Here is a 22,796-nt window from a genome sequence, read left to right as displayed (position 1 = left end):
TATATACACCTTATTCGCTCTCTGCCCGACACATCGCCACGGTATCCTCGATCAGGCGGCGCGCGACGGTACCCGGCGGCGGGAGCAGCGGCAGGTCGTCATAGCGATACCAGCCGGCATCGATCAGCTCTTTGGTATCAATGACGATCTCACCGCTCTCATACTCGGCCATAAACGCCGTCATTAATGATTGCGGGAAGGGCCACGGCTGGGAGGTGACATAACGCAGGTTCTTGATTTTAATCCCGCTCTCCTCCATCACCTCGCGCGCTACCGCCTGCTCCAGCGTCTCGCCGACTTCAACAAATCCGGCCAGCACGGTATACACGCCATTACGATGACGCGTATGCTGGGCAAGTAGCAGGCTGTCATCGCGGCGAATAGCGACAATAATGCAGGGGGCAATTTGTGGATAGTAGCGTTCCCGGCAGTGGTCGCAGAGCATCGCCCACTCGGTTTTGCTGGGGTGCATGGTGTGCCCACAGTAGCCACAAAACTGATGCGACCGGTAAAACTCGGCCAGCTGCACGCCGCGCCCGGCTAACTGGAACAGCGCGGTATCCTGATCGATAAGTAAACGTACCGATCCCATCTCGCTGGAGCGCTGTTGGCGAACAAGCCAGACGCTCTCTCCCTGCCATTCGCCGATAATTTGCGCGGGTTGACCCACAAGATCGAAATTTCCTGCCTCTCCATGTGGTAATTCTCCAGCGGGCAACCATAATTTTTGTTCATGGCTGACTATCCACCAGCCACGGTGATGAGCTTCAAGAGTTTGTACCATTGCGCGACCTTAGCTTCACTGGCATGTTATTAACATTATTATTACATCATTTTTAATCTTACATTTTGCGGAGTCATTTATGCTGAACCAGTTAGAAAGCCTGACAGAACGACTGGGGGGAAGTAACAAGCTTATCGATTTCTGGCTCAACGAACGTAAGCAGCTTCTCATCTCCTATTACAACCTGGTGGGGATCAAGCCGGGCAAAGGGTCGTACATGCAGCTTAACGAAAAAGCGCTGGATGATTTTTGCCATAACCTGGTTGAATACCTTTCCGCCGGTCATTTCACTATTTATGAACGCATCATCAATGAAATGGAAGGCGCCAGCCCACTTTTAGCGGCGACTCAGCTCTACCCGCAGCTTGAAGCCAATACCGTTGAAATCATGAAACATTATGATTCCAGCCTCGAACAGTCTATCGATGATGACAACTGCATGGAGTTCCAGCAGTCCCTCTCAGACATCGGTGAAGCGCTGGCGGCGCGTTTTACGCTGGAAGATCAGCTGATCACGCTGGCGTTCGATAACCACCTCAGCGAAAGCGCCAATGATGAAACCGGGATGGCGCGCCCGGCTTGAGTTCTTAACCAATAACGCGTAGTTTAAAAAACAGTCCCCCGCTTCGGGCGGGGGTTTTTCTTGTCGGAGTGCCACTCTTTTACACCCACGCTTTCTGAAAGCTGAGGTGTAAAAAGGCTGAGACCGTTAATTCGGGATCCGCGGAACCTGATCAGGCTAATACCTGCGAAGGGAACAAGAGTAATCCATCCACCACACCACCCTCACGGGCGGTTTGCTGCCATTACTCCATCCGTCGTCTGACAAGCCATCTCCTTTAACACTGGAATGAGCTATGTCTACTACTCAACGTACACGCCGTGAACAACGCGCCCAGGCGCAACACTTTATCGATACGCTGGAAGGCACCGCTTTCCCCAACTCCCGTCGCATCTACCTCACCGGCTCACAGCCCGATATTCGCGTGCCAATGCGTGAAATCCAGCTCAGCCCGACGCTCGTCGGCGGTGCCAAAACCGCCCCGCAGTATGAAGAGAACGAAGCGGTGCCGGTGTATGACACCTCCGGCCCGTATGGCGATCCGGCGATCGCCATTGATGTGCAGCAGGGGCTGGCGAAGCTGCGCGCAGCGTGGATCGCCGCCCGCGATGACAGCGAAGAGCTGGATCATCGCAGCTCGGCTTATACCAACCAACGCCTGGCGGATGACGGCCTTGATGCACTGCGTTTTAGCGGCCTGCTGACGCCGCGTCGCGCCAAAGCGGGTAGATGCGTGACGCAGCTGCACTATGCCCGTTTGGGCATCATTACCCCCGAAATGGAGTTCATCGCCCTGCGAGAAAATATGGGGCGTGAGCGCATTCGCAGTGAAGTATTGCGTCGCCAGCACTCTGGAGAAGGGTTTGGCGCGCGGCTGCCCGAAAACATTACGCCAGAGTTTGTCCGCGCTGAAGTGGCGGCGGGCCGGGCCATCATTCCCGCCAACATCAACCATCCTGAATCAGAGCCGATGATCATTGGTCGCAACTTCCTGGTGAAGGTAAACGCCAATATCGGTAACTCCGCCGTCACCTCATCAATTGAAGAAGAGGTGGAGAAGCTGGTGTGGTCAACCCGCTGGGGCGCGGATACGGTGATGGATCTCTCCACCGGTCGCTACATTCATGAAACCCGCGAGTGGATCCTGCGTAACAGCCCGGTGCCGATCGGCACGGTTCCGATCTACCAGGCGCTGGAGAAGGTCAACGGGATCGCCGAAGATCTCAGTTGGTCAGTATTCCGCGACACCCTGCTGGAGCAGGCGGAACAGGGGGTCGACTACTTCACCATCCACGCCGGTGTGCTGCTGCGCTATGTGCCGATGACCGCGCAACGCCTGACGGGCATTGTCTCGCGCGGCGGCTCAATCATGGCGAAGTGGTGCCTTTCCCACCATCAGGAGAACTTCCTCTACACTCACTTCCGCGAGATCTGCGAGATCTGTGCCGCCTACGACGTCTCTCTCTCTTTGGGAGACGGCCTGCGCCCGGGATCGATTCAGGACGCCAATGACGAAGCGCAATTCGCCGAGCTGCATACGCTGGGTGAACTGACCAAAATCGCCTGGGAGTATGACGTGCAGGTGATGATTGAAGGCCCCGGCCATGTGCCGATGCAGATGATCCGCCGCAATATGACCGAAGAGCTGGAGAGCTGCCACGAAGCGCCCTTCTACACTCTTGGGCCGCTCACCACCGATATCGCGCCGGGTTATGACCACTTCACCTCCGGTATCGGTGCGGCAATGATTGGCTGGTTTGGCTGCGCGATGCTCTGCTATGTCACGCCGAAAGAGCACCTCGGCTTGCCGAACAAAGAGGATGTCAAACAGGGGCTGATTACCTACAAAATCGCCGCCCACGCTGCGGATCTGGCCAAAGGCCACCCTGGCGCGCAGATCCGCGATAACGCCATGTCGAAAGCGCGATTTGAGTTCCGCTGGGAAGATCAGTTTAACCTCGCCCTCGACCCCTTCACCGCCCGCGCCTATCACGATGAAACCCTGCCGCAGGAGTCGGGCAAAGTGGCACACTTCTGCTCGATGTGCGGGCCGAAATTCTGCTCAATGAAGATTTCGCAGGAGGTACGTGATTACGCCGCTGCGCAGAGCATCGATGCGGGCATGGCGGATAAAGCCAGCGACTTCCGCGCCCGCGGCGGGGAGATCTACCTGAAACAGGAGGAGGCGTAATGTATCAGCCTGATTTCCCGCCGGTGCCCTTTCGCCTCGGGCTCTATCCGGTGGTCGATAGCGTGGAGTGGATCGCCCGCCTGCTGGATGCAGGCGTACGCACCCTGCAACTGCGGATCAAAGATAAGCGCGACGAAGAGGTGGAAGCGGACGTGATGGCCGCTATTGCCCTTGCACGCCGCTACAACGCGCGGCTGTTTATCAATGATTACTGGCGGCTGGCGATTAAACACCAGGCCTACGGCGTGCATCTCGGTCAGGAGGATCTGGCCACTACCGACTTAACCGCCATTCGCCAGGCCGGGCTGCGGCTTGGCCTCTCAACCCATGATGATATGGAAATTGATGTCGCGCTGGCGGCACGCCCCTCCTATATCGCCCTTGGGCATGTTTTCCCGACCCAGACCAAGCAGATGCCTTCCGCTCCGCAGGGGCTGGCAACGCTTACGCGCCACGTTGCGCGGCTCGGCGACTATCCGACGGTGGCAATTGGCGGTATCAGCCTTTCGCGCGCGCCCGAGGTGCTGGCAACGGGCGTCGGCAGCATTGCCGTGGTGAGCGCCATTACCCAGGCGGATGAGTGGCAGCAGGCCACGCGGCAGCTGCTGGATCTCGCGGGGGTGGGCGATGAATGATCACGACTTTATGCGCTACAGCCGCCAGATCTTGCTGGAGGAGATCGCTATCGCCGGGCAACAGAAGCTGCTCGACAGCCGGGTGTTGATTGTCGGTCTTGGCGGTCTTGGTGCGCCTGCCGCCGCCTACCTGGCGGGCGCGGGTGTCGGCATGCTGGTGCTGGCGGATGATGACGCCGTGCACCTGAGCAACCTGCAACGGCAGATCCTCTTTACCTCGCGCGATATCAACCAGCCCAAAGCCACGGTGACAGCAGAGCGGCTGCATCAGCTCAACCCGGAGATTGAACTGGTCTCTCTCTCACAGCGGCTCAGCGGCGGCGCGCTGCTTGAAGAGGTCTCGCGCGCCGATGTGGTGCTTGATTGCAGCGATAACATGCAGACCCGCCAGGCGATTAACGCCGCCTGCGTGGCGCGTAATACGCCGCTGGTTTCTGCCAGCGCCGTCGGTTTTGGCGGCCAGCTGCTGGTGCTCACCCCGCCCTGGGAGCAGGGCTGCTACCGCTGTTTGTGGCCCGACGAGCGCGAGCCGGAACGCAACTGCCGCACGGCGGGTATTGTCGGCCCGGTGGTCGGCATTATGGGGGCGATGCAGGCACTCGAAGCGATCAAGCTGTTAACCGGCATGCAGGCGGCGCAGGGGAAGCTGCGGCTGTTTGACGCCCGCACCAACCTGTGGCGCACCCTCGCATTGCAGCGCGCGAGCGCCTGCCCGGTCTGCGGAGGGCATCATGCAGATTCGCTTCAATGATGAACCGATGACCTGCGCACAAACGCTGAGCGTTGCCGACCTGCTTAAGGAGCTTGAACAGTTAAAGCCGGGCGTCGCGCTGGCGCTAAACGAGGCGATTCTGCCGCGCGAGCGCTGGGAAGAACAACAGTTGCAGGATGGCGATCGCATCCTGCTGTTTCAGGTTATCGCAGGGGGTTGAGATGTTACGTATTGCAGATAAAACCTTTTCCTCACGCCTCTTTACCGGCACGGGAAAATTCGCCACGCCGCAGCTGATGGTGGAGTCAATTCAGGCGGCGGGCAGCGAGCTGGTGACGCTGGCAATGAAGCGCGTCGATTTACGCCAGCGCAATGACGCTATTTTGCAGCCGCTGATAGACGCGGGCGTCACCCTGCTGCCAAACACCTCCGGCGCGAAAAATGCCGAAGAGGCGATCTTTGCCGCGCAACTGGCGCGAGAAGCGCTGGGCACACACTGGCTGAAGCTGGAGATCCACCCCGATGCGCGCTGGCTGCTGCCGGACCCTATCGAAACCCTGCGCGCGGCAGAAAAGCTGGTGCAGAGCGGGTTTGTGGTGCTGCCCTACTGCGGCGCAGATCCGGTGTTATGCAAACGGCTGGAAGAGGTGGGGTGCGCAGCGGTAATGCCGCTCGGCGCGCCGATTGGCTCGAATCAGGGGCTGGAGACCCGCGCCATGCTGGAGATCATCATTGAGCAGGCCAGCGTGCCGGTGGTAGTAGATGCTGGCATCGGTGCGCCAAGCCACGCCGCGCTGGCGCTGGAGATGGGCGCGGATGCAGTGCTGGTCAACACCGCCATCGCCGTTGCGGATGATCCGGTCGCCATGGCGCGCGCGTTTCGTCTGGCGGTGGAAGCCGGGGCACTGGCGCGTCGTGCCGTGCCGGGCGCGCGCCAACACTATGCCGCAGCCACCAGCCCGCTGACCGGCTTTCTGGAGACGCTGCAATGAATACCTTTACCGACCGCTGGCGGCAGCTGAACTGGGATGATATCCGCCTGCGTATTCACAGCAAGACCACCGCTGACGTTGAGCGCGCGCTTAACGCCCGGCACGTGACCCGCGACGATATGATGGCCCTGCTCTCTCCGGCGGCCAGCGAGCTGCTGGAGCCGCTGGCGCAGAAAGCGCAGCGCCTGACCCGCCAGCGCTTTGGCAACACCGTCAGTTTTTATGTCCCGCTCTATCTGTCGAATCTCTGCGCCAATGACTGCACCTATTGCGGGTTCTCTATGAGCAACCATTTGAAGCGCAAAACGCTGGATGAAGAGGAGATCGCCCGCGAGTGCGCAGCCCTGCGTGAACTGGGGTTTGAGCATCTGCTGCTGGTTACCGGCGAGCATCAGGGAAAAGTAGGGATGGACTATTTTCGCCGCCATTTCCCCGCTATTCGCCGCCAGTTCGCCTCATTGCAGATGGAAGTGCAGCCGCTTTCTGAAGAGGAGTATCGCGAGCTAAAAGGGCTTGGGCTGGATGGCGTGATGGTCTACCAGGAGACCTACCACGAGGCGCAGTATGCCCGGCATCATCTGCGCGGCAAAAAGCAGGACTTTTTCTGGCGGCTGGAGACGCCGGATCGCCTTGGCCGTGCGGGGATCGACAAGATCGGCCTTGGCGCGCTGATGGGGTTATCCGATAGCTGGCGCGTCGACTGCTATATGGTGGCGGAGCATCTGCTCTGGTTACAGCAGCACTACTGGCAGAGCCGCTACTCAGTGTCGTTTCCTCGCCTGCGCCCTTGCGCGGGCGGGATCGAACCGGCGTCAATCATGGACGAGAAACAACTGGTGCAGACCATCTGCGCGTTTCGCCTGCTGGCACCGGATACCGAGCTGTCGTTATCGACGCGCGAGTCGCCGCACTTTCGCGATCATGTTATTCCCCTCGCCATCAACAATGTCAGTGCGTTTTCTAAAACGCAGCCCGGCGGCTATGCCGACGATCACCCGGAGCTGGAGCAGTTCTCGCCCCATGATGGACGTCGCCCGGAGGTGGTTGCCGATGCGCTGATCGCCCGTGGGCTGCAACCGGTGTGGAAAGACTGGGACAGCTGGCTGGGACGTGTGCCGCAAAAAAAGAGTAATACGCTGATAAACGGTTAATTTTCTTGCGGCCTGTTACGTAAAGTGAAATTCGGGCGCTGGCACCACAGCGCCCGCTGCGGCAACCTTACTTCGTCAGCGTACACTGACCGGAGCGGGTGCCGTTCCCCTCTCCCGCTCCGCCCCCCTTTGGCAGGTACGCTGCTTATCACGCTGAAAAACAGCGTGACCAACGACGGTGATGCAAGGAGTGAAACGAAGTGATGTCAGGTTGTAACCGGTTTCACCTTCGCTGCCCTTTCTTTGTGATGCCAGACACACAATCACCGTAAAGCGGTTGTTGAAGTCAACGCCGACGGATAATTATCAATTATCCCATCAACACCGAGGCTGACTATGAAAAACATCGTTTTATGCTGTGCAGCAGGTATGTCCACCAGCATGTTGGTGCAACGAATGAAAGACGCGGCGCAAAAGAAAGGCGTCGAGGTCACTATCAAAGCGGTTCCTGTTGCGGACTTTAAAGATGAGATTGCAACGGCAGATATCGTGTTGCTGGGGCCGCAGGTGAAGTATGAGCAGGCAAAACTGCAGGCGCAGGCCGAGCCGCTGGGCAAGAAGGTGGCGGTGATCGATATGATGGATTACGGCATGATGAAAGGCGATGTCGTACTGGAAAAAGCCCTTAAGCTGCTGGAGTAAGCGCGTGGAAGAGTTAGAAACCATCATTATGGAACTGCTGGTCAACGCCGGTGCGGCGCGCAGCCAGGCACTGACCGCGCTGCAGATGGCGCGTAAAGGCGATTTCGACGACGCGGAAAAAGCGATGGAGGAGTCACGCGAATTTGTTAAAGCCGCGCATAAAATCCAGACCCAGTTAATCGGTCTGGACGAAGGCACCGGTAAACTGCCGGTCAACCTGATTACCGTTCACTCCCAGGACCACCTGATGAACGCAATGGTCATCCAGGACCTGGCTGATGACCTGATTGAGATCTACCGCCGGCTTCCGCCGCGCGCTTAATATTCGCCTCACCACACGCATAGACGCCCGCTTTACCGGGCGTTTTTCATTGCTGCCAAAACGGTGAGGTGTATTCCGCGTCGTTTTATGGCACAACATGGCATTCGCCGATCGTAATCACCACCGCAGGTGCCTGATGCCCGCCATTCCCGTTCCGTTTTATACCCTCTCCCTGCTACTGATGCTGCTGGCAAAGGTCTGGCTACAACGTCCTTCCGGTTATCGCACCCTCGCCACCTTTATCACCGGCTGTGCGCTGCTGGTGCTGATGACGGCGCTGCGCTGGCAATTTGATGCGCTGATTTTGCGACACCTACAGTCGATGCTGGCGATTGCGCTGCCGCCGCTGGCATGGCGCTGTTTTGCCCGCGTCACCGATCAAAGCCGCACCTCTGAACGCCTTGCCTCGCTGCTGCCGCCTGTCATCGCGCTGGTGCTGAACCTGATTGCGCCAATCTCTACCGACATTGTTCTGATGCTGCTCTACATCGGTTACGGCGGCGCACTAATTTGGACCGCTTACCGGGGCGCGGATGCTTTTGTGCTGGCCCGGCTAACAGATGCGCGCAGCACCTCGGTGATGGCCTTTCTTGCCGGGGCGTTTCTCTGCTTTAGCGGCCTGACCGATGTGGCGATTATGCTCGACTTCGCCTGGTATGACGGCTTGCAGGCACCGCGCCTCGTCGCCCTCTCGCAGGCGATACTGCTGCCGTTTATCTGCCTCGCCATTCTCTACAGCGGCAAGAAAATCCCCGCCGCTGATGAAACACCGCTAATACCGCCAGCCGACGTACAAAGCGTGGAGGTGGATAGCGATCTTGTAACGCTCTGCGAAAGGCTGGAGAGGCGCCTTACCGAACAGCAGCTGTTTCTCAATAGCGACCTGACGCTCGATCTGCTGGCGCGAAAATGGGTGATCCCTGCGCGCCAGATTTCGCGGGCGGTCAATGCGGTGCGCGGCTGCAATGTCTCACAGTGGATTAACGGCTTTCGCATTCACCATGCCCAACATCTGCTGCTCACCACCGACGCGCCCATCACCAGCATCATGCTGGATGCTGGCTTTGCCACCAAATCCAACTTCAACCGCGAGTTTGTGCGTATCAGCGGCGTGAGCCCGACGGAGTTTCGCCGCGCGGCGGGTAATCCAGCGCCTGTTGCAGAAAAGCCGTGATCGTGTCGCTAAGCCGCTGATGAATGTCAGCCCGGCTTAGCGAACCGCCATCCTCACACACAATCCCTTCGCCCGGATCCTGCGCCTCAATCAACGCCTTGGCGCCGGGCTTGCAGAGCTGCATAAAACTAAAGTGGGTTGCGCCCGTAACGCTTTGTGCCTGCTGCTTTGCCGCCGGAATGTTGTGTTGCAGATAGCCGGACTCCAGCCGGGCAGGCAACTCGACGCTGTCGGCCTGCGCGGAGAGGATCAGCACCGGCACATTCAGTTGCGCGAGGCTCTCCGGTGTAAATCCGCGTGCCAGCCCCAAATCCAGCGAAACAACGGCTTTGATCAGCGGTTCGCGCTGACTCTCCATCAACGGAGCAGATGCCTCAGGACGATTGATGCCGAGAGTCGGTATGAGCTTACAGCCCGACAGCGCGGGATGGCTTTTACAATCCGTTTGAAAACGTCCGGCATCGAAGCGCGCGCCTGCCAGCTCCATCACCGTCCAGCCGCCCAGCGAGTGGCCGAGCGCAGCAATGCGCCGGGTATCCACCTGACCAGCAATAGCAGGATCGCCAATCAGGTCATTCATTACGCGGCGCAGATCGCGCGGGCGTTGCCAGAGCTGCCAGGCATCCTGCTGCGCTTTATTGCGGGTGGTGGTGCCCGGATGATCGGGCGCGGCGACAATATACCCCTGCGCCGCCATGCGCTGCGCCAGCCAGTTCAGGTTGCGCCAGTTGCCGCCGTAACCGTGTGAGAGCAGTAATAAGGGATGTTTACCGGTTGCGGGCTGTGCGTTACGCAAAGCCGGTGTGCCGACAAAAACCGGGTTGTCGCCCACCGTTTCCGGGGTGCCGGTTTGTGCAGTCGGATACCAGACGGCGACATCAAGCGGGCGGGCTTTGTCCTCTTGCAGATGCAGCTGGCGAAAGGCGGTGTCGGCATGGGTTATGCCGCTCAGAAGAAGCGTAAAAGAGAGAATGAGTGTGCGTAAGGACATTATGCGTTCCTGATGGGTTAACAGAACGCTGAGTGTGCCCGTCCCTTGTGCGGCGGGCGTCCTGAAACGCGATCGAGGACCGGTTTAGCGGATTTCAGGCATAAAAAAACCCGCCGAAGCGGGTTTTTATGACGAGAAACGATTACTCGTTGTCGGAACCGCCCAGACCTGCGTTCAGCAGTTCTGCGAGGCTCGCGGACGCGTCTTCCGCAGTGACCTGCGGTGCTGCCGGCAGTTCGCCAGCGGCGCGACGGCGCATACGATCCTGGTGGTACGCATAACCGGTACCGGCCGGGATCAGACGACCCACGATAACGTTCTCTTTCAGACCGCGCAGTTCGTCGCGTTTGCCCGCAACGGCTGCTTCGGTAAGCACACGAGTCGTCTCCTGGAACGATGCCGCGGAGATGAAGGACTCGGTCGCCAGAGACGCTTTGGTGATACCCAGCAGATCGCGTGCATAGGTTGCACTGATTTTGCCATTCGATTCGAGATCGCGGTTAGCAATCTTGACGCGAGAGTATTCAACCTGCTCGCCTTCCAGGAACTCGGAGCTGCCCGCGTTCACAATGGTGGCTTTACGCAGCATCTGACGAACGATAACTTCGATGTGCTTATCGTTGATCTTAACGCCCTGCAGACGGTAAACGTCCTGTACTTCGTTGGTGATATAACGCGTTACCGCGTGTACGCCACGAAGACGCAGAATGTCGTGCGGTGCTTCCGGACCGTCGGAAACCACGTCACCACGTTCTACACGTTCACCTTCAAACACGTTGAGCTGACGCCATTTCGGGATCATCTCTTCGTACGGATCGCTACCGTCAACCGGCGTGATCACCAGACGGCGTTTCCCTTTGGTCTCTTTACCGAAGGAGATGATACCGCTGATTTCAGCCAGGATTGCCGGCTCTTTCGGACGACGTGCTTCGAACAGATCCGCAACGCGCGGCAGACCACCGGTAATATCCTTGGTACCGCCGGATTCCTGCGGAATACGTGCCAGGGTGTCACCGGAGCTGATCTGTACGCCATCTTCCAGCTGAACAATCGCTTTACCCGGCAGGAAGTACTGGGCAGGCATATCGGTGCCTGGGATCAGTACGTCGTTGCCATTGGCATCAACGATTTTCAGTGCCGGACGCAGGTCTTTACCGCCAGCGGTACGCTCTGCAGAGTCCAGAACCACCAGCGAAGAGAGACCGGTCAGTTCGTCAGTCTGACGGGTAATCGTCTGACCATCGATCATGTCGGTGAAGCGGATGAAACCAGCCACTTCGGTGATTACCGGCATGGTGTGCGGATCCCAGTTTGCAACGGTTTCACCGCCGGCAACCTGCTCGCCATCACCCTTCGCCATCACCGCACCGTAAGGCACTTTATAGCTCTCTTTGGTACGACCAAATTCGTCGATCAGTTTCAGCTCAGTGTTACGGGAGGTGACCACCAGCTTACCGCTGGAGTTAACAACCGACTTCGCATTGCTCAGACGGATGCTACCTTTGTTTTTCACCTGGATGCTGGATTCAGCAGCCGCACGCGATGCCGCACCACCGATGTGGAACGTACGCATCGTCAGCTGTGTACCCGGCTCACCGATGGACTGTGCTGCGATAACGCCGATTGCTTCACCTTTGTTGATGATGTGGCCACGCGCCAGGTCACGACCATAGCAGTGGGCGCACACACCAAAATCGGTGTCACAGGATACAACGGAACGCACTTTCACGGAGTCTACAGAGTTCGCTTCCAGCAGGTCACACCACTGTTCGTGCAGCAGCGTGTTGCGCGGAACCAGAATGTCTGCGGTGCCCGGCTTCAGAATGTCTTCAGCGGTCACACGACCCAGAACGCGATCGCGCAGCGGCTCTTTAACGTCGCCACCTTCGATAACCGGCGTCATGGTGATCCCTTCGAGGGTGCCACAATCGTCTTCGGTTACAACCAGATCCTGTGCCACGTCAACCAGACGACGGGTCAGGTAACCGGAGTTCGCGGTTTTCAGTGCGGTATCCGCCAGACCTTTACGCGCACCGTGCGTGGAGATGAAGTACTGGAGTACGTTCAGACCTTCACGGAAGTTCGCGGTGATCGGCGTTTCGATGATGGAGCCATCCGGCTTCGCCATCAGACCACGCATACCAGCAAGCTGACGAATCTGGGCTGCAGAACCACGCGCACCGGAGTCGGCCATCATGTAGATGCTGTTAAAGGAAACCTGCTGCTCTTCAACGCCGTCACGGTTAATAACGGTTTCAGTCTGCAGGTTATCCATCATCGCTTTGGATACGCGATCGTTCGCCGCGGCCCAAATATCGATAACTTTGTTATAGCGTTCGCCCGCGGTTACCAGACCAGACTGGAACTGCTCCTGGATCTCAGCAACTTCAGCTTCCGCTTCGGAGATGATCTCGTGTTTCTTCTCCGGGATGACCATGTCATCGATACCAACGGATGCACCTGAACGCGCTGCATAAGCAAAGCCGGTGTACATCGTCTGGTCAGCGAAGATAACGGTCGGCTTCAGACCCAGAATGCGGTAACAGGTGTTCAGCATTTTGGAGATCGCTTTCTTGCCCAGCGCCTGGTTGACGATAGAGAAAGGCAGACCTTTCGGTACGATCATCCACAGAATGGCACGGCCAACGGTCGTGTCTTTCAGGCTGGTGGTCGCAACGAACTCGCCGTTAGCATCTTTTTCATATTCGGTGATACGCACTTTAACGCGCGCATGCAGAGAGGCCAGGCCAGCGCGGTAAATACGCTCAGCTTCTTTCGGGCCAGTCAGCACCATGCCTTCGCCTTTGGCGTTAACACAGTCACGGGTCATGTAGTAGAGACCCAGTACAACGTCCTGAGACGGAACGATGATTGGTTCGCCGTTCGCTGGAGACAGGATGTTGTTGGTAGACATCATCAGCGCACGCGCTTCCAGCTGGGCTTCCAGCGTCAGCGGTACGTGAACAGCCATCTGGTCACCATCGAAGTCGGCGTTATATGCCGCACAAACCAGCGGGTGCAGCTGGATCGCTTTACCTTCGATCAGTACCGGTTCAAACGCCTGGATACCCAGACGGTGCAGTGTTGGTGCACGGTTCAGCAGTACTGGGTGTTCGCGGATAACTTCGTCCAGGATATCCCAAACGACAGCTTCTTCGCGCTCAACCATTTTCTTCGCGGCTTTGATGGTGGTGGCGAGGCCACGCAGTTCCAGCTTGCCGTAAATGAACGGTTTGAACAGCTCCAGCGCCATTTTCTTCGGCAGACCGCACTGATGCAGACGCAGGTATGGACCTACGGTGATTACAGAACGACCGGAGTAGTCAACACGCTTACCGAGCAGGTTCTGACGGAAACGACCCTGCTTACCTTTGATCATATCGGCCAAGGATTTCAGCGGACGCTTGTTGGAACCAGTGATCGCACGACCGCGACGACCGTTATCCAGCAGGGCGTCGACCGCTTCCTGCAGCATACGTTTTTCGTTGCGTACGATGATGTCCGGCGCCGCCAGATCCAGCAGACGTTTCAGACGGTTGTTACGGTTGATCACGCGACGGTACAGATCGTTCAGATCCGACGTTGCGAAACGACCACCGTCCAGCGGAACCAGCGGACGCAGGTCCGGCGGCAGCACTGGCAGAACGGTCAGGATCATCCACTCCGGCTTGTTACCAGACTGTACGAACGCTTCCAGCAGCTTGATACGCTTGGTCAGCTTCTTACGTTTGGTTTCGGAGTTGGTTTCGTTCAGCTCTTCACGCAGCTGCTCGCACTCTTGCTCCAGATCCATGCTTTTCAGCAGGGCCTGGATCGCTTCGGCGCCCATCTTCGCGTCAAATTCGTCACCGAACTCTTCCAGCGCGTCCAGATACTGCTCTTCAGTCAGGATCTGGTTACGTTCCAGGTTGGTCATCCCACCTTCGATAACCACATAGGATTCGAAGTAGAGAACGCGTTCGATATCACGCAGCGGCATATCCAGCAGCAGACCGATACGGGACGGCAGTGATTTCAGGAACCAAATGTGCGCGGTCGGGGAAGCCAGTTCGATGTGGCCCATGCGCTCACGACGCACTTTAGTTTGGGTCACTTCAACGCCGCACTTCTCACAGATCACACCGCGGTGTTTCAGGCGCTTGTACTTACCGCACAGGCACTCGTAATCTTTTACTGGCCCGAAAATACGCGCACAGAAAAGGCCGTCACGCTCAGGTTTGAACGTACGGTAGTTGATGGTTTCTGGCTTCTTAACTTCACCAAAAGACCATGAACGGATCATGTCTGGCGAAGCCAGAGCAATTTTGATCGCATCAAACTCTTCGGTTTTAGTTTGCGCTTTCAGAAACTTTAATAAGTCTTTCACGGATTTGCTCCCGTCGGAGTTAGCACAATCTGGTGCCGGGTGTTACCCCGGCACCAGTGACCTGTTTGAGCGAGAGTTACTCGTCTTCCAGCTCGATGTTGATACCCAGCGAACGAATCTCTTTCAACAGTACGTTGAAGGACTCTGGCATCCCCGGTTCCATCTGATGGTTGCCGTCCACGATGTTCTTATACATCTTGGTACGACCATTCACGTCATCAGACTTAACGGTGAGCATTTCCTGCAGGGTGTATGCCGCGCCATATGCTTCCAGCGCCCACACTTCCATCTCCCCGAAGCGCTGACCACCGAACTGCGCCTTACCACCCAGCGGCTGCTGAGTAACCAGGCTGTAGGAACCGGTGGAACGCGCATGCATTTTGTCATCAACCAGGTGGTTCAGTTTCAGCATGTACATGTAGCCAACGGTAACCTGGCGCTCGAACTGCTCACCGGTACGACCGTCGAACAGTGTGATCTGACCGGAAGTCGGCAGGCCACCCAGCTGTAACAGTTCCTTGATTTCAGACTCTTTCGCACCGTCGAAGACCGGCGTTGCGATCGGCATGCCTTTACGCAGGTTTTCAGCCAGACGCAGCACTTCGTCATCGCTGAAGGTGCTCAGGTCGACTTTCTGACGAACGTCAGCGCCCAGATCGTATGCACGCTGGATGAACTCGCGCAGTTTCGCGACTTCCTGCTGCTGTTTCAGCATGGCGTTAATCTTGTCGCCAATACCTTTCGCAGCCATACCCAGGTGGGTTTCAAGGATCTGACCGATGTTCATACGAGACGGTACGCCCAGCGGGTTCAGTACGATGTCTACCGGCGTGCCGTTTTCATCGTATGGCATATCTTCGATCGGGTTGATCTTGGAGATAACACCCTTGTTACCGTGACGACCTGCCATCTTATCACCAGGCTGGATCTGACGTTTAACGGCCAGATAAACCTTAACAATCTTCAGCACGCCCGGTGCCAGATCGTCGCCCTGAGTGATTTTACGGCGTTTCGCTTCGAGTTTTTTCTCGAACTCGTGTTTCAGTTCGTCGTACTGCTCAGCCAGCTGTTCCAGCTGATTCTGTTTCGCTTCGTCGGTCAGGCCGAGTTCCAGCCAGCGGTCGCGCGGCAGTTTGTCGAGCTTCTCAGCTTCAACGCCACCGGATACCAGCACGGAGTGGATACGGCTGAACAGGCCAGCTTCGAGGATCTGCAGTTCTTCAGACAGGTCTTTCTTCGCCTGTTTGAGCTGCATCTCTTCGATTTCCAGCGCACGTTTGTCTTTTTCCACGCCATCGCGGGTGAAGACCTGAACGTCGATAACCGTACCGGAAACACCGTTTGGTACGCGCAGAGAAGAGTCTTTAACGTCAGACGCTTTCTCACCGAAGATCGCGCGCAGCAGTTTCTCTTCTGGCGTCAGCTGGGTTTCACCTTTCGGCGTTACCTTACCAACCAGAATGTCGCCGCCGGTCACTTCTGCACCGATGTAAACGATACCGGATTCATCCAGTTTGGAGAGCGCAGCTTCACCCACGTTCGGGATGTCAGCGGTGATCTCTTCCGGCCCCAGTTTGGTGTCACGGGACACACAAGCCAGTTCCTGGATGTGAATAGTGGTGAAACGATCTTCCTGAACCACACGCTCGGAGACGAGGATGGAGTCTTCGAAGTTGTAACCGTTCCACGGCATGAACGCTACGCGCATGTTCTGACCGAGCGCCAGTTCACCGAGGTCGGTGGACGGACCGTCTGCCAGCACGTCGCCGCGCTCAATCGGCTCACCCAGGTAAACACACGGCATCTGGTTGATGCAGGTGTTCTGGTTAGAACGGGTGTATTTGGTCAGGTTGTAGATGTCGATACCTGCTTCGCCCGGGTACATCTCGTCTTCGTTAACTTTGATAACGATACGGGAAGCATCCACGTACTGAACGGTACCGCCACGTTTCGCAACGGCAGTTACGCCGGAGTCAACGGCAACAGCACGTTCCATACCGGTACCAACCAGCGGCTTATCAGCGCGCAGAGTCGGAACCGCCTGACGTTGCATGTTCGCACCCATCAATGCACGGTTGGCGTCATCGTGTTCCAGGAACGGAATCAGGGATGCACCGACGGAAACCACCTGCTGGGTGGATACGTCCATGTAGTCAACCTGGTCTGCGCTGAAGAGGCTTGATTCGCCTTTGCTGCGGCACGTTACCAGATCTTCTGCAAAACGCCCTTCTTCCGTCAGGTTGGTGTTCGCCTGAGCGATAACGTAGTTACCCTCTTCAATTGCAGAGAGGTAATGGATCTCGTCAGTCACCACGCCGTCAGTCACTTTACGGTACGGCGTTTCGAGGAAGCCGTATTCGTTAGTCTGTGCATAGACGGACAGGGAGTTGATCAGACCGATGTTCGGACCTTCAGGCGTTTCGATTGGACATACGCGACCGTAGTGGGTCGGGTGTACGTCTCGAACTTCAAAGCCTGCGCGCTCACGGGTCAGACCGCCCGGGCCAAGTGCAGAGATACGACGTTTGTGCGTAATCTCAGACAGTGGGTTGTTCTGATCCATAAACTGGGAGAGCTGGCTGGAGCCGAAGAACTCTTTCACCGCCGCCGAAATCGGCTTGGCGTTGATCATGTCCTGCGGCATCAGGGTATCCAGATCGCCCAGAGAGAGACGCTCTTTCACCGCACGCTCTACACGCACCAGGCCAACGCGGAATTGGTTTTCCGCCATTTCGCCTACGGAACGGATACGACGGTTGCCGAGGTGGTCGATATCATCCACTTCACCGATGCCGTTACGGATACCGATGAGCTTCTTCATCACTTCGATGATGTCGTCGTTGCTCAGGATACCGGAACCTTCAATGCTGTCGCGCAGCAGAGAACGGTTGAACTTCATGCGGCCTACCGCAGAAAGGTCGTAGCGGTCTTCGGAGAAGAACAGGTTTTCGAAGAGGCTTTCAGCCGCTTCGCGAGTCGGCGGCTCACCCGGGCGCATCATGCGGTAGATTTCTACCAGCGCGCTCAGACGATCGTTAGTTGGGTCGACGCGTACGGTTTCAGAGATGTACGGGCCGTGATCCAGATCGTTGGTGAACAGCGTTTCGATACGTTTGTGACCAGCCTGGCTCAGTTTAGCCAGCAGATCGAGCGACAGCTCCATGTTGGCCGGGCAGATCAGCTCGCCAGTGGATTCGTCAACGTAGTCTTTCGCCGCAACTTTGCCTGCGATGTACTCAACCGGCACTTCGATATGTTGGATTTCGTCTTTTTCCAGCTGACGAATATGGCGCGCGGTGATGCGGCGGCCTTTCTCAACGTACATTTTGCCGTTGGCTTCGATATCGAAGGAGGCGGTTTCGCCACGCAGACGTTCCGGTACCAGTTCCATCTGCAGCTTGTTGTCGCGGATCTCAAAGACTACTTTTTCAAAGAACAGGTCAAGGATCTGTTCAGTGGTGTAGTTCAGCGCGCGCAGAATGATGGTTGCCGGCAGCTTACGACGACGGTCGATACGAACGAACAGGTTGTCTTTCGGATCGAACTCAAAGTCCAGCCATGACCCACGGTAAGGAATGATACGTGCGTTATAGAGCACCTTACCGGAAGAGTGGGTTTTACCCTTGTCGCTGTCAAAGAAGACGCCCGGGCTACGGTGCAGCTGAGAAACGATAACACGCTCAGTACCGTTGATAACAAAGGTACCGTTGTCGGTCATGAGCGGAATTTCGCCCATGTAGACTTCTTGTTCTTTAATGTCTTTTACGGTGCCTTCCGGCGCTTCGCGCTCGTAGATCACCAGACGCAGTTTTACGCGCAGCGGGGCGGAGTACGTCACACCACGGATTTGACACTCTTTAACGTCAAATACGGGTTCGCCAAGACGGTAGCTGACGTATTGCAGTTCCGAATTGCCGCTGTAGCTCTTGATCGGGAACACGGAGCGGAATGCCGCTTCGAGCCCGTACTGGCCTTCAGGATCTTGCTCGATGAACTTCTGGAACGAGTCAAGCTGGATAGAAAGGAGATAGGGAACATCCAGTACTTGTGGACGTTTACCAAAATCCTTACGAATACGTTTTTTCTCGGTATAGGAGTAAACCATAGGGTTCCTCAGCTCGCTGACAAGTCGACCCATCTGCCCAGGGAAAGGACAGTTTGTGCAACACTATTTTTTTGACCGGAAAGTGGAGCACTTTCCGCAATGCTTGTTGCTATCACGCTTAAATCATTTCATTGCGATTTACACAGCGCCGAGCGACTGTCGCAGTATATTAAGTCGTCGATAGAAACAAGCATTGAAAAGGCAACAGGTAGTCAAACAGTGTGAAACACTACCAGCGCCTTCTACAGCGCAAAAAGGCTGGTGACCAAAAAGTCACCAGCCATCAGCCTGATTTCTCAGGCTGCAACCGGAAGGGTTGGCTTATTTAACTTCAACTTCAGCGCCAGCTTCTTCCAGAGATTTTTTCAGAGCTTCAGCGTCATCTTTGCTCACGCCTTCTTTCAGAGCGGCCGGAGCAGATTCTACCAGGTCTTTAGCTTCTTTCAGACCCAGGCCAGTTGCGCCACGTACTGCTTTGATAACAGCAACTTTGTTAGCGCCAACAGCTTTCAGAATAACGTCGAATTCAGTTTTCTCTTCAGCAGCTTCAGCAGCCGGGCCAGCAGCAACAGCTACAGCGGCAGCAGCAGAAACACCGAATTTTTCTTCCATTGCAGAGATCAGTTCTACAACGTCCATTACGGACATAGCGGCAACTGCTTCAATGATTTGATCTTTAGTGATAGACATTTAAATTGTTCCTGAATATCAGAATAAGTTTATACGTAAGCGAATGCGTTATAGAGAAAACTGCGATTAAGCAGCTTCTTTCGCATCGCGTACAGCAGCCAGAGTACGAACCAGTTTGCCAGCAGAGGCTTCTTTCATGGTTGCCATCAGGCGTGCAATTGCTTCTTCGTAGGTCGGCAGGGTTGCCAGGCGATCGATCTGGGACGCCGGGATCAACTCACCTTCAAAGGCAGCGGCTTTGACCTCAAATTTTGCATTCGCTTTCGCGAAATCTTTGAACAGACGAGCAGCAGCGCCCGGGTGTTCCATAGAATATGCAATCAGGGTCGGACCAACGAACGCGTCTTTCAGGCACTCGAACTGAGTACCTTCAACAACACGGCGCAGCAGGGTGTTGCGGACAACACGCATGTAAACGCCGGCTTCGCGACCTGCTTTACGCAGTTCGGTCATTTTATCTACGGTAACGCCACGGGAATCCGCAACAACCGCAGACAGCGCGCCTTTGGCTACTTCGCTGACTTCAGCAACAATCGCTTGTTTGTCTTGAAGATTTAAAGCCATTAGCTTTGCTCCTGGATGTTTGCCAGGGCTCATGCCCTGGAACTCACTTCACTCTTTTCAACGAAAAGAGCGTCTTAATACGGTGAGCAGAAACAAGCCAAAGAGTACTTAAAAAATATTCTTCAGGTTCTGTCACCGTCTACGCAGGGAATTAAGTCTCTTGCGAAACACCTGCGGTCTTCGACGGAGGCCTGGATAGGCCAGGCTCCAACGAACAAATCTTTTTGTTTGCTAGCTTACGCGAGCAAAACGTGGGGGAAGATTGTAGACAAATCCGCCACCCACGTAAAGGCGAATATTAGTTCGCCGCTGCGTTCAGACCAGCCTGGTCTACCGCAACACCAGCACCCATGGTGGTGGAGATGCTAACTTTCTTGATGTACACGCCTTTCGCCTGAGACGGTTTTGCTTTTTTCAGCGCGACCAGCAGAGACTCCAGGTTTTCTTTCAGTTTGTCAGCGTCAAAGTCCACTTTACCGATGGTGGTGTGGATGATGCCGTTTTTGTCGTTACGGTAACGAACCTGACCCGCTTTAGCGTTCTTAACCGCTTCAGCAACGTTCGGCGTTACAGTACCAACTTTCGGGTTCGGCATCAGGCCGCGCGGACCCAGAACCTGGCCCAGCTGGCCAACAACGCGCATTGCATCCGGGGAAGCAATAACAACGTCAAAGTTCATTTCGCCTTTTTTGATCTGGTCAGCCAGATCTTCCATACCTACCAGCTCAGCGCCAGCTGCTTTAGCAGCTTCAGCGTTCGGGCCCTGGGCAAATACGGCTACGCGAACAGAACGGCCAGTACCGTGCGGCAGTACAGTTGCACCACGTACGTTCTGGTCAGATTTACGTGCGTCGATGCCGAGGTTAACGGCAACGTCTACGCTTTCTACGAATTTAGCAGTGGCCAGCTCTTTCAGCAGAGCAATGGCTTCGTTGATGTCGTACTGTTTGGTCGCATCAACTTTGTCACGGATCACGCGCATACGCTTGGTCAGTTTAGCCATTTCTTAATCCTCCACTACCAGGCCCATGGAACGCGCAGTACCTTCGATTGAGCGAGTCATCGCTTCAATGTCAGAACCGGTCATGTCCGCGGCTTTAGTCTGAGCGATTTCCTGCAGCTGAGCGCGGGAGATGGTGCCCACTTTGTCTTTGTTCGGCTTGCCGGAACCAGACTTGATACCAGCCGCTTTCTTCAGCAGAACTGCTGCCGGAGGCGTTTTGGTAATGAAAGTGAAAGAACGGTCAGCGTAAACGGTAATAACAACCGGAATCGGCAGACCTTTTTCCATGGATTCTGTTTTTGCGTTGAACGCTTTGCAGAATTCCATGATGTTAACACCCTGCTGACCCAGAGCCGGACCAACCGGTGGGCTCGGGTTTGCCATGCCAGCTGCAACCTGCAGCTTGACGTAGGCCTGGACTTTCTTAGCCATTGAAATTTCCTCGTTTGGGTATAGCGCCCCGAAAGGCTCCCCGTGGTTAAAACTGTTTTACCGGTTCAGAACCCGTAAAAACAAAAGGCGCGAAATTGTATGTCAATTTCACGCCTTGTGCAACGTTTGATCGCCGAATATTTAGGCTTTTTCGACCTGGCTAAAGTCCAGCTCTACCGGGGTCGCACGACCGAAGATAGAAACGGAAACTTTCAGGCGGGACTTCTCGTAGTCCACCTCTTCAACCACACCGTTAAAGTCGGCAAACGGACCATCGCTAACGCGGACCATTTCACCCGGCTCGAACAGCGTTTTCGGACGCGGCTTATCACCAACCTGCTGCAGGCGGTTCATGATCGCATCCACTTCTTTGTCGCTAATCGGCGCCGGACGATCGGAGGTGCCACCGATGAAGCCCATTACGCGCGGAACGCTGCGTACCAGGTGCCAGCTGGCGTCGTTCATTACCATCTGGACAAGTACGTAGCCCGGGAAGAATTTGCGTTCGCTTTTGCGACGCTGGCCGCCACGGATTTCGACCACTTCTTCGGTCGGCACCATAACTTCGCCAAACAACTCTTCCATGTTGTGTAATTTGATATGCTCGCGCAGCGACGTTGCTACGCGGCCTTCAAAACCGGAAAACGCCTGAACGACGTACCAGCGCTTTTTAGGAGCTTCAGACATCTCAGAACCTCAGGCCAGTGATAAAGGAAACCAGGCGGACCAGAATACCATCCAGCCCCCACAGGATCAGTGACATAACTGCGGTGACCGCAGCCACAATCAACGTGGTGTGCAATGTTTCCTGACGAGTGGGCCAAATCACTTTACGTACTTCGGTTCTCGCTTCACGGGCAAAAGCAACGGTCGCTTTTCCCTTCGTCGTCAACAGCGCGACACCACCTGCTGCAGCAATCAGAATTACAACTGCCAGCGCGCGGAGCGGCAGCATCATGTCACGATAAAGATAGTTGCCAACGATAGCCACGAGCAGCAGTACTGCAACAACAACCCACTTCATCGCTTCCAGGCCGCGCCCGCTCCCTTGAGCTTCGGTATTCGCACTCATAAACCAACCTGTCACAAGAATTCAGACAAACATTTTTGCCCCGCATAAGCGAGGCAACCAAACCGAAATGCTCTGGCGAGTTTCGGACTCACGCCCTCTTCAGAGCCTGTCTCAGCAATGATTATGGACAAAAAAATCACTGATGAGCCAGGTTCTGGGTCGAAAGCGTACAAAAAGGGCATCAAATGATGCCCTTTTCTTGCGCATTGCGTCAAATGTTATCAGCGATTAGCTGAGAACTTTTGCTACAACGCCCGCGCCAACGGTACGGCCGCCTTCACGGATTGCGAAACGCAGACCATCGTCCATCGCAATCGGGTGAATCAGGGTAACAACCATTTTGATGTTGTCGCCCGGCATTACCATCTCAACGCCTTCCGGCAGTTCGATGGTGCCAGTCACGTCAGT

The 22,796-nt window shown here is 56.0% G+C and carries 20 protein-coding genes, 1 pseudogene and 1 riboswitch; of the genes and pseudogenes, 10 read left to right on the top strand and 11 right to left on the bottom strand.

The genetic code is table 11. The annotated features are described in order from the left end of the window. Positions 1 to 10: 10 nt before the first annotated feature. Positions 11 to 784 carry an NAD(+) diphosphatase gene (nudC, locus tag ABIC80_RS23880; protein WP_128483874.1) on the bottom strand — a complete coding sequence of 258 codons (774 nt, stop codon included), beginning with the start codon at positions 782 to 784 and terminating at the stop codon, positions 11 to 13. A 79-nt stretch (positions 785 to 863) separates the two neighbouring features. On the opposite strand from nudC, the gene ABIC80_RS23875 reads away from it, so the two are divergent. The 10 genes from ABIC80_RS23875 to ABIC80_RS23830 all read left to right on the top strand — a co-directional run bounded on the left by ABIC80_RS23875 (position 864) and on the right by ABIC80_RS23830 (position 9,165). Continuing rightward, positions 864 to 1,367: an Rsd/AlgQ family anti-sigma factor gene (locus ABIC80_RS23875; protein WP_042716095.1), complete on the top strand. Its 504-nt coding sequence runs from the start codon at positions 864 to 866 to the stop codon at positions 1,365 to 1,367. A 54-nt stretch (positions 1,368 to 1,421) separates the two neighbouring features. Further along, positions 1,422 to 1,558, top strand: a riboswitch (TPP riboswitch). Positions 1,559 to 1,641: 83 nt separating this feature from the next. After that, the gene (gene thiC, locus ABIC80_RS23870; RefSeq protein WP_429178802.1) at positions 1,642 to 3,537 is read left to right on the top strand and encodes a phosphomethylpyrimidine synthase ThiC; all 1,896 of its coding nucleotides are present in this window, start codon (positions 1,642 to 1,644) and stop codon (positions 3,535 to 3,537) included. Further along, complete coding sequence (gene thiE, locus ABIC80_RS23865) at positions 3,537 to 4,172, top strand: thiamine phosphate synthase (protein WP_200581426.1); 636 nt, start codon at positions 3,537 to 3,539, stop codon at positions 4,170 to 4,172. The genes thiC and thiE overlap by 1 nt, the downstream gene beginning before the upstream one ends. Next, a complete protein-coding gene (locus ABIC80_RS23860) occupies positions 4,165 to 4,923 on the top strand; it encodes a HesA/MoeB/ThiF family protein (RefSeq protein WP_429178801.1) in 759 nt (252 codons plus the stop codon). Before thiE ends, ABIC80_RS23860 begins: the two co-directional genes overlap by 8 nt. Further along, on the top strand, positions 4,904 to 5,104 hold the full coding sequence (gene thiS, locus ABIC80_RS23855; RefSeq protein WP_042716089.1) for a sulfur carrier protein ThiS: 201 nt from the start codon (positions 4,904 to 4,906) through the stop codon (positions 5,102 to 5,104). Before ABIC80_RS23860 ends, thiS begins: the two co-directional genes overlap by 20 nt. 1 nt (position 5,105) lies before the next feature. After that, positions 5,106 to 5,876 (top strand): thiazole synthase, encoded by a 771-nt coding sequence (gene thiG, locus ABIC80_RS23850; protein ID WP_288877578.1) that lies wholly within the window; start codon positions 5,106 to 5,108, stop codon positions 5,874 to 5,876. Further along, complete coding sequence (gene thiH / locus ABIC80_RS23845; RefSeq protein WP_312278992.1) at positions 5,873 to 7,027, top strand: 2-iminoacetate synthase ThiH; 1,155 nt, start codon at positions 5,873 to 5,875, stop codon at positions 7,025 to 7,027. The genes thiG and thiH overlap by 4 nt, the downstream gene beginning before the upstream one ends. Positions 7,028 to 7,363: 336 nt before the next feature. Further along, positions 7,364 to 7,669 carry a PTS sugar transporter subunit IIB gene (locus tag ABIC80_RS23840; protein WP_023479403.1) on the top strand — a complete coding sequence of 102 codons (306 nt, stop codon included), beginning with the start codon at positions 7,364 to 7,366 and terminating at the stop codon, positions 7,667 to 7,669. Between the two features lie 4 nt (positions 7,670 to 7,673). After that, the gene (locus ABIC80_RS23835; RefSeq protein ID WP_023479392.1) at positions 7,674 to 7,991 is read left to right on the top strand and encodes a PTS lactose/cellobiose transporter subunit IIA; all 318 of its coding nucleotides are present in this window, start codon (positions 7,674 to 7,676) and stop codon (positions 7,989 to 7,991) included. 136 nt (positions 7,992 to 8,127) lie between these two features. Beyond that, the gene (locus ABIC80_RS23830) at positions 8,128 to 9,165 is read left to right on the top strand and encodes a helix-turn-helix domain-containing protein (protein ID WP_429178798.1); all 1,038 of its coding nucleotides are present in this window, start codon (positions 8,128 to 8,130) and stop codon (positions 9,163 to 9,165) included. Here the strand turns inward: ABIC80_RS23830 and ABIC80_RS23825 are convergent. The 10 genes and pseudogenes from ABIC80_RS23825 to tuf form a co-directional block, all read right to left on the bottom strand. After that, a complete protein-coding gene (locus tag ABIC80_RS23825; protein WP_312278990.1) occupies positions 9,095 to 10,156 on the bottom strand; it encodes an alpha/beta hydrolase family protein in 1,062 nt (353 codons plus the stop codon). The two genes, ABIC80_RS23830 and ABIC80_RS23825, sit on opposite strands and share 71 nt — an antisense overlap. A 142-nt stretch (positions 10,157 to 10,298) precedes the next feature. After that, positions 10,299 to 14,522, bottom strand: a complete 4,224-nt coding sequence (gene rpoC / locus ABIC80_RS23820; protein ID WP_023479382.1) for a DNA-directed RNA polymerase subunit beta' — start codon at positions 14,520 to 14,522, stop codon at positions 10,299 to 10,301. A 76-nt stretch (positions 14,523 to 14,598) separates the two neighbouring features. Continuing rightward, entirely contained in the window at positions 14,599 to 18,627 is a 4,029-nt protein-coding gene (gene rpoB, locus ABIC80_RS23815) for a DNA-directed RNA polymerase subunit beta (RefSeq protein ID WP_023479402.1), read from the bottom strand. Between the two features lie 321 nt (positions 18,628 to 18,948). Next, positions 18,949 to 19,317 carry a 50S ribosomal protein L7/L12 gene (gene rplL / locus ABIC80_RS23810; RefSeq protein ID WP_042716076.1) on the bottom strand — a complete coding sequence of 123 codons (369 nt, stop codon included), beginning with the start codon at positions 19,315 to 19,317 and terminating at the stop codon, positions 18,949 to 18,951. Positions 19,318 to 19,383: 66 nt separating this feature from the next. After that, the gene (gene rplJ / locus ABIC80_RS23805; RefSeq protein ID WP_007704673.1) at positions 19,384 to 19,881 is read right to left on the bottom strand and encodes a 50S ribosomal protein L10; all 498 of its coding nucleotides are present in this window, start codon (positions 19,879 to 19,881) and stop codon (positions 19,384 to 19,386) included. A gap of 298 nt (positions 19,882 to 20,179) precedes the next feature. After that, positions 20,180 to 20,884, bottom strand: a complete 705-nt coding sequence (gene rplA / locus ABIC80_RS23800) for a 50S ribosomal protein L1 (RefSeq protein ID WP_023479399.1) — start codon at positions 20,882 to 20,884, stop codon at positions 20,180 to 20,182. 3 nt (positions 20,885 to 20,887) lie between these two features. Then, positions 20,888 to 21,316 carry a 50S ribosomal protein L11 gene (gene rplK, locus ABIC80_RS23795; RefSeq protein ID WP_054804427.1) on the bottom strand — a complete coding sequence of 143 codons (429 nt, stop codon included), beginning with the start codon at positions 21,314 to 21,316 and terminating at the stop codon, positions 20,888 to 20,890. Between the two features lie 141 nt (positions 21,317 to 21,457). Then, positions 21,458 to 22,003 carry a transcription termination/antitermination protein NusG gene (nusG, locus tag ABIC80_RS23790; RefSeq protein WP_006816549.1) on the bottom strand — a complete coding sequence of 182 codons (546 nt, stop codon included), beginning with the start codon at positions 22,001 to 22,003 and terminating at the stop codon, positions 21,458 to 21,460. A gap of 1 nt (position 22,004) precedes the next feature. Beyond that, positions 22,005 to 22,388 carry a preprotein translocase subunit SecE gene (gene secE, locus ABIC80_RS23785; protein ID WP_003033128.1) on the bottom strand — a complete coding sequence of 128 codons (384 nt, stop codon included), beginning with the start codon at positions 22,386 to 22,388 and terminating at the stop codon, positions 22,005 to 22,007. A 228-nt stretch (positions 22,389 to 22,616) separates the two neighbouring features. Then, positions 22,617 to 22,796, bottom strand: a pseudogene (tuf, locus tag ABIC80_RS23780) (elongation factor Tu); the annotation flags it as partial.

Origin of the sequence: Kosakonia sp. 1610 (assembly GCF_050435845.1) — a bacterium.
Taxonomy (GTDB): domain Bacteria; phylum Pseudomonadota; class Gammaproteobacteria; order Enterobacterales; family Enterobacteriaceae; genus Kosakonia; species Kosakonia cowanii.
This window is presented reverse-complemented; position numbering and strand designations above follow the sequence as displayed.

Excerpts from the sequence above, each read along its gene's own strand:
- nudC (WP_128483874.1), bottom strand. The coding sequence starts at position 784 with ATGGTACAAACTCTTGAAGCTCATCACCGTGGCTGGTGGATAGTCAGC.
- ABIC80_RS23875 (WP_042716095.1), top strand. The coding sequence starts at position 864 with ATGCTGAACCAGTTAGAAAGCCTGACAGAACGACTGGGGGGAAGTAAC.
- thiC (WP_429178802.1), top strand. The coding sequence starts at position 1,642 with ATGTCTACTACTCAACGTACACGCCGTGAACAACGCGCCCAGGCGCAA.
- thiE (WP_200581426.1), top strand. The coding sequence starts at position 3,537 with ATGTATCAGCCTGATTTCCCGCCGGTGCCCTTTCGCCTCGGGCTCTAT.
- ABIC80_RS23860 (WP_429178801.1), top strand. The coding sequence starts at position 4,165 with ATGAATGATCACGACTTTATGCGCTACAGCCGCCAGATCTTGCTGGAG.
- thiS (WP_042716089.1), top strand. The coding sequence starts at position 4,904 with ATGCAGATTCGCTTCAATGATGAACCGATGACCTGCGCACAAACGCTG.
- thiG (WP_288877578.1), top strand. The coding sequence starts at position 5,106 with ATGTTACGTATTGCAGATAAAACCTTTTCCTCACGCCTCTTTACCGGC.
- thiH (WP_312278992.1), top strand. The coding sequence starts at position 5,873 with ATGAATACCTTTACCGACCGCTGGCGGCAGCTGAACTGGGATGATATC.
- ABIC80_RS23840 (WP_023479403.1), top strand. The coding sequence starts at position 7,364 with ATGAAAAACATCGTTTTATGCTGTGCAGCAGGTATGTCCACCAGCATG.
- ABIC80_RS23830 (WP_429178798.1), top strand. The coding sequence starts at position 8,128 with ATGCCCGCCATTCCCGTTCCGTTTTATACCCTCTCCCTGCTACTGATG.
- ABIC80_RS23825 (WP_312278990.1), bottom strand. The coding sequence starts at position 10,156 with ATGTCCTTACGCACACTCATTCTCTCTTTTACGCTTCTTCTGAGCGGC.
- rpoB (WP_023479402.1), bottom strand. The coding sequence starts at position 18,627 with ATGGTTTACTCCTATACCGAGAAAAAACGTATTCGTAAGGATTTTGGT.
- rplL (WP_042716076.1), bottom strand. The coding sequence starts at position 19,317 with ATGTCTATCACTAAAGATCAAATCATTGAAGCAGTTGCCGCTATGTCC.
- rplJ (WP_007704673.1), bottom strand. The coding sequence starts at position 19,881 with ATGGCTTTAAATCTTCAAGACAAACAAGCGATTGTTGCTGAAGTCAGC.
- rplA (WP_023479399.1), bottom strand. The coding sequence starts at position 20,884 with ATGGCTAAACTGACCAAGCGTATGCGCGTGATCCGTGACAAAGTTGAT.
- rplK (WP_054804427.1), bottom strand. The coding sequence starts at position 21,316 with ATGGCTAAGAAAGTCCAGGCCTACGTCAAGCTGCAGGTTGCAGCTGGC.
- nusG (WP_006816549.1), bottom strand. The coding sequence starts at position 22,003 with ATGTCTGAAGCTCCTAAAAAGCGCTGGTACGTCGTTCAGGCGTTTTCC.
- secE (WP_003033128.1), bottom strand. The coding sequence starts at position 22,388 with ATGAGTGCGAATACCGAAGCTCAAGGGAGCGGGCGCGGCCTGGAAGCG.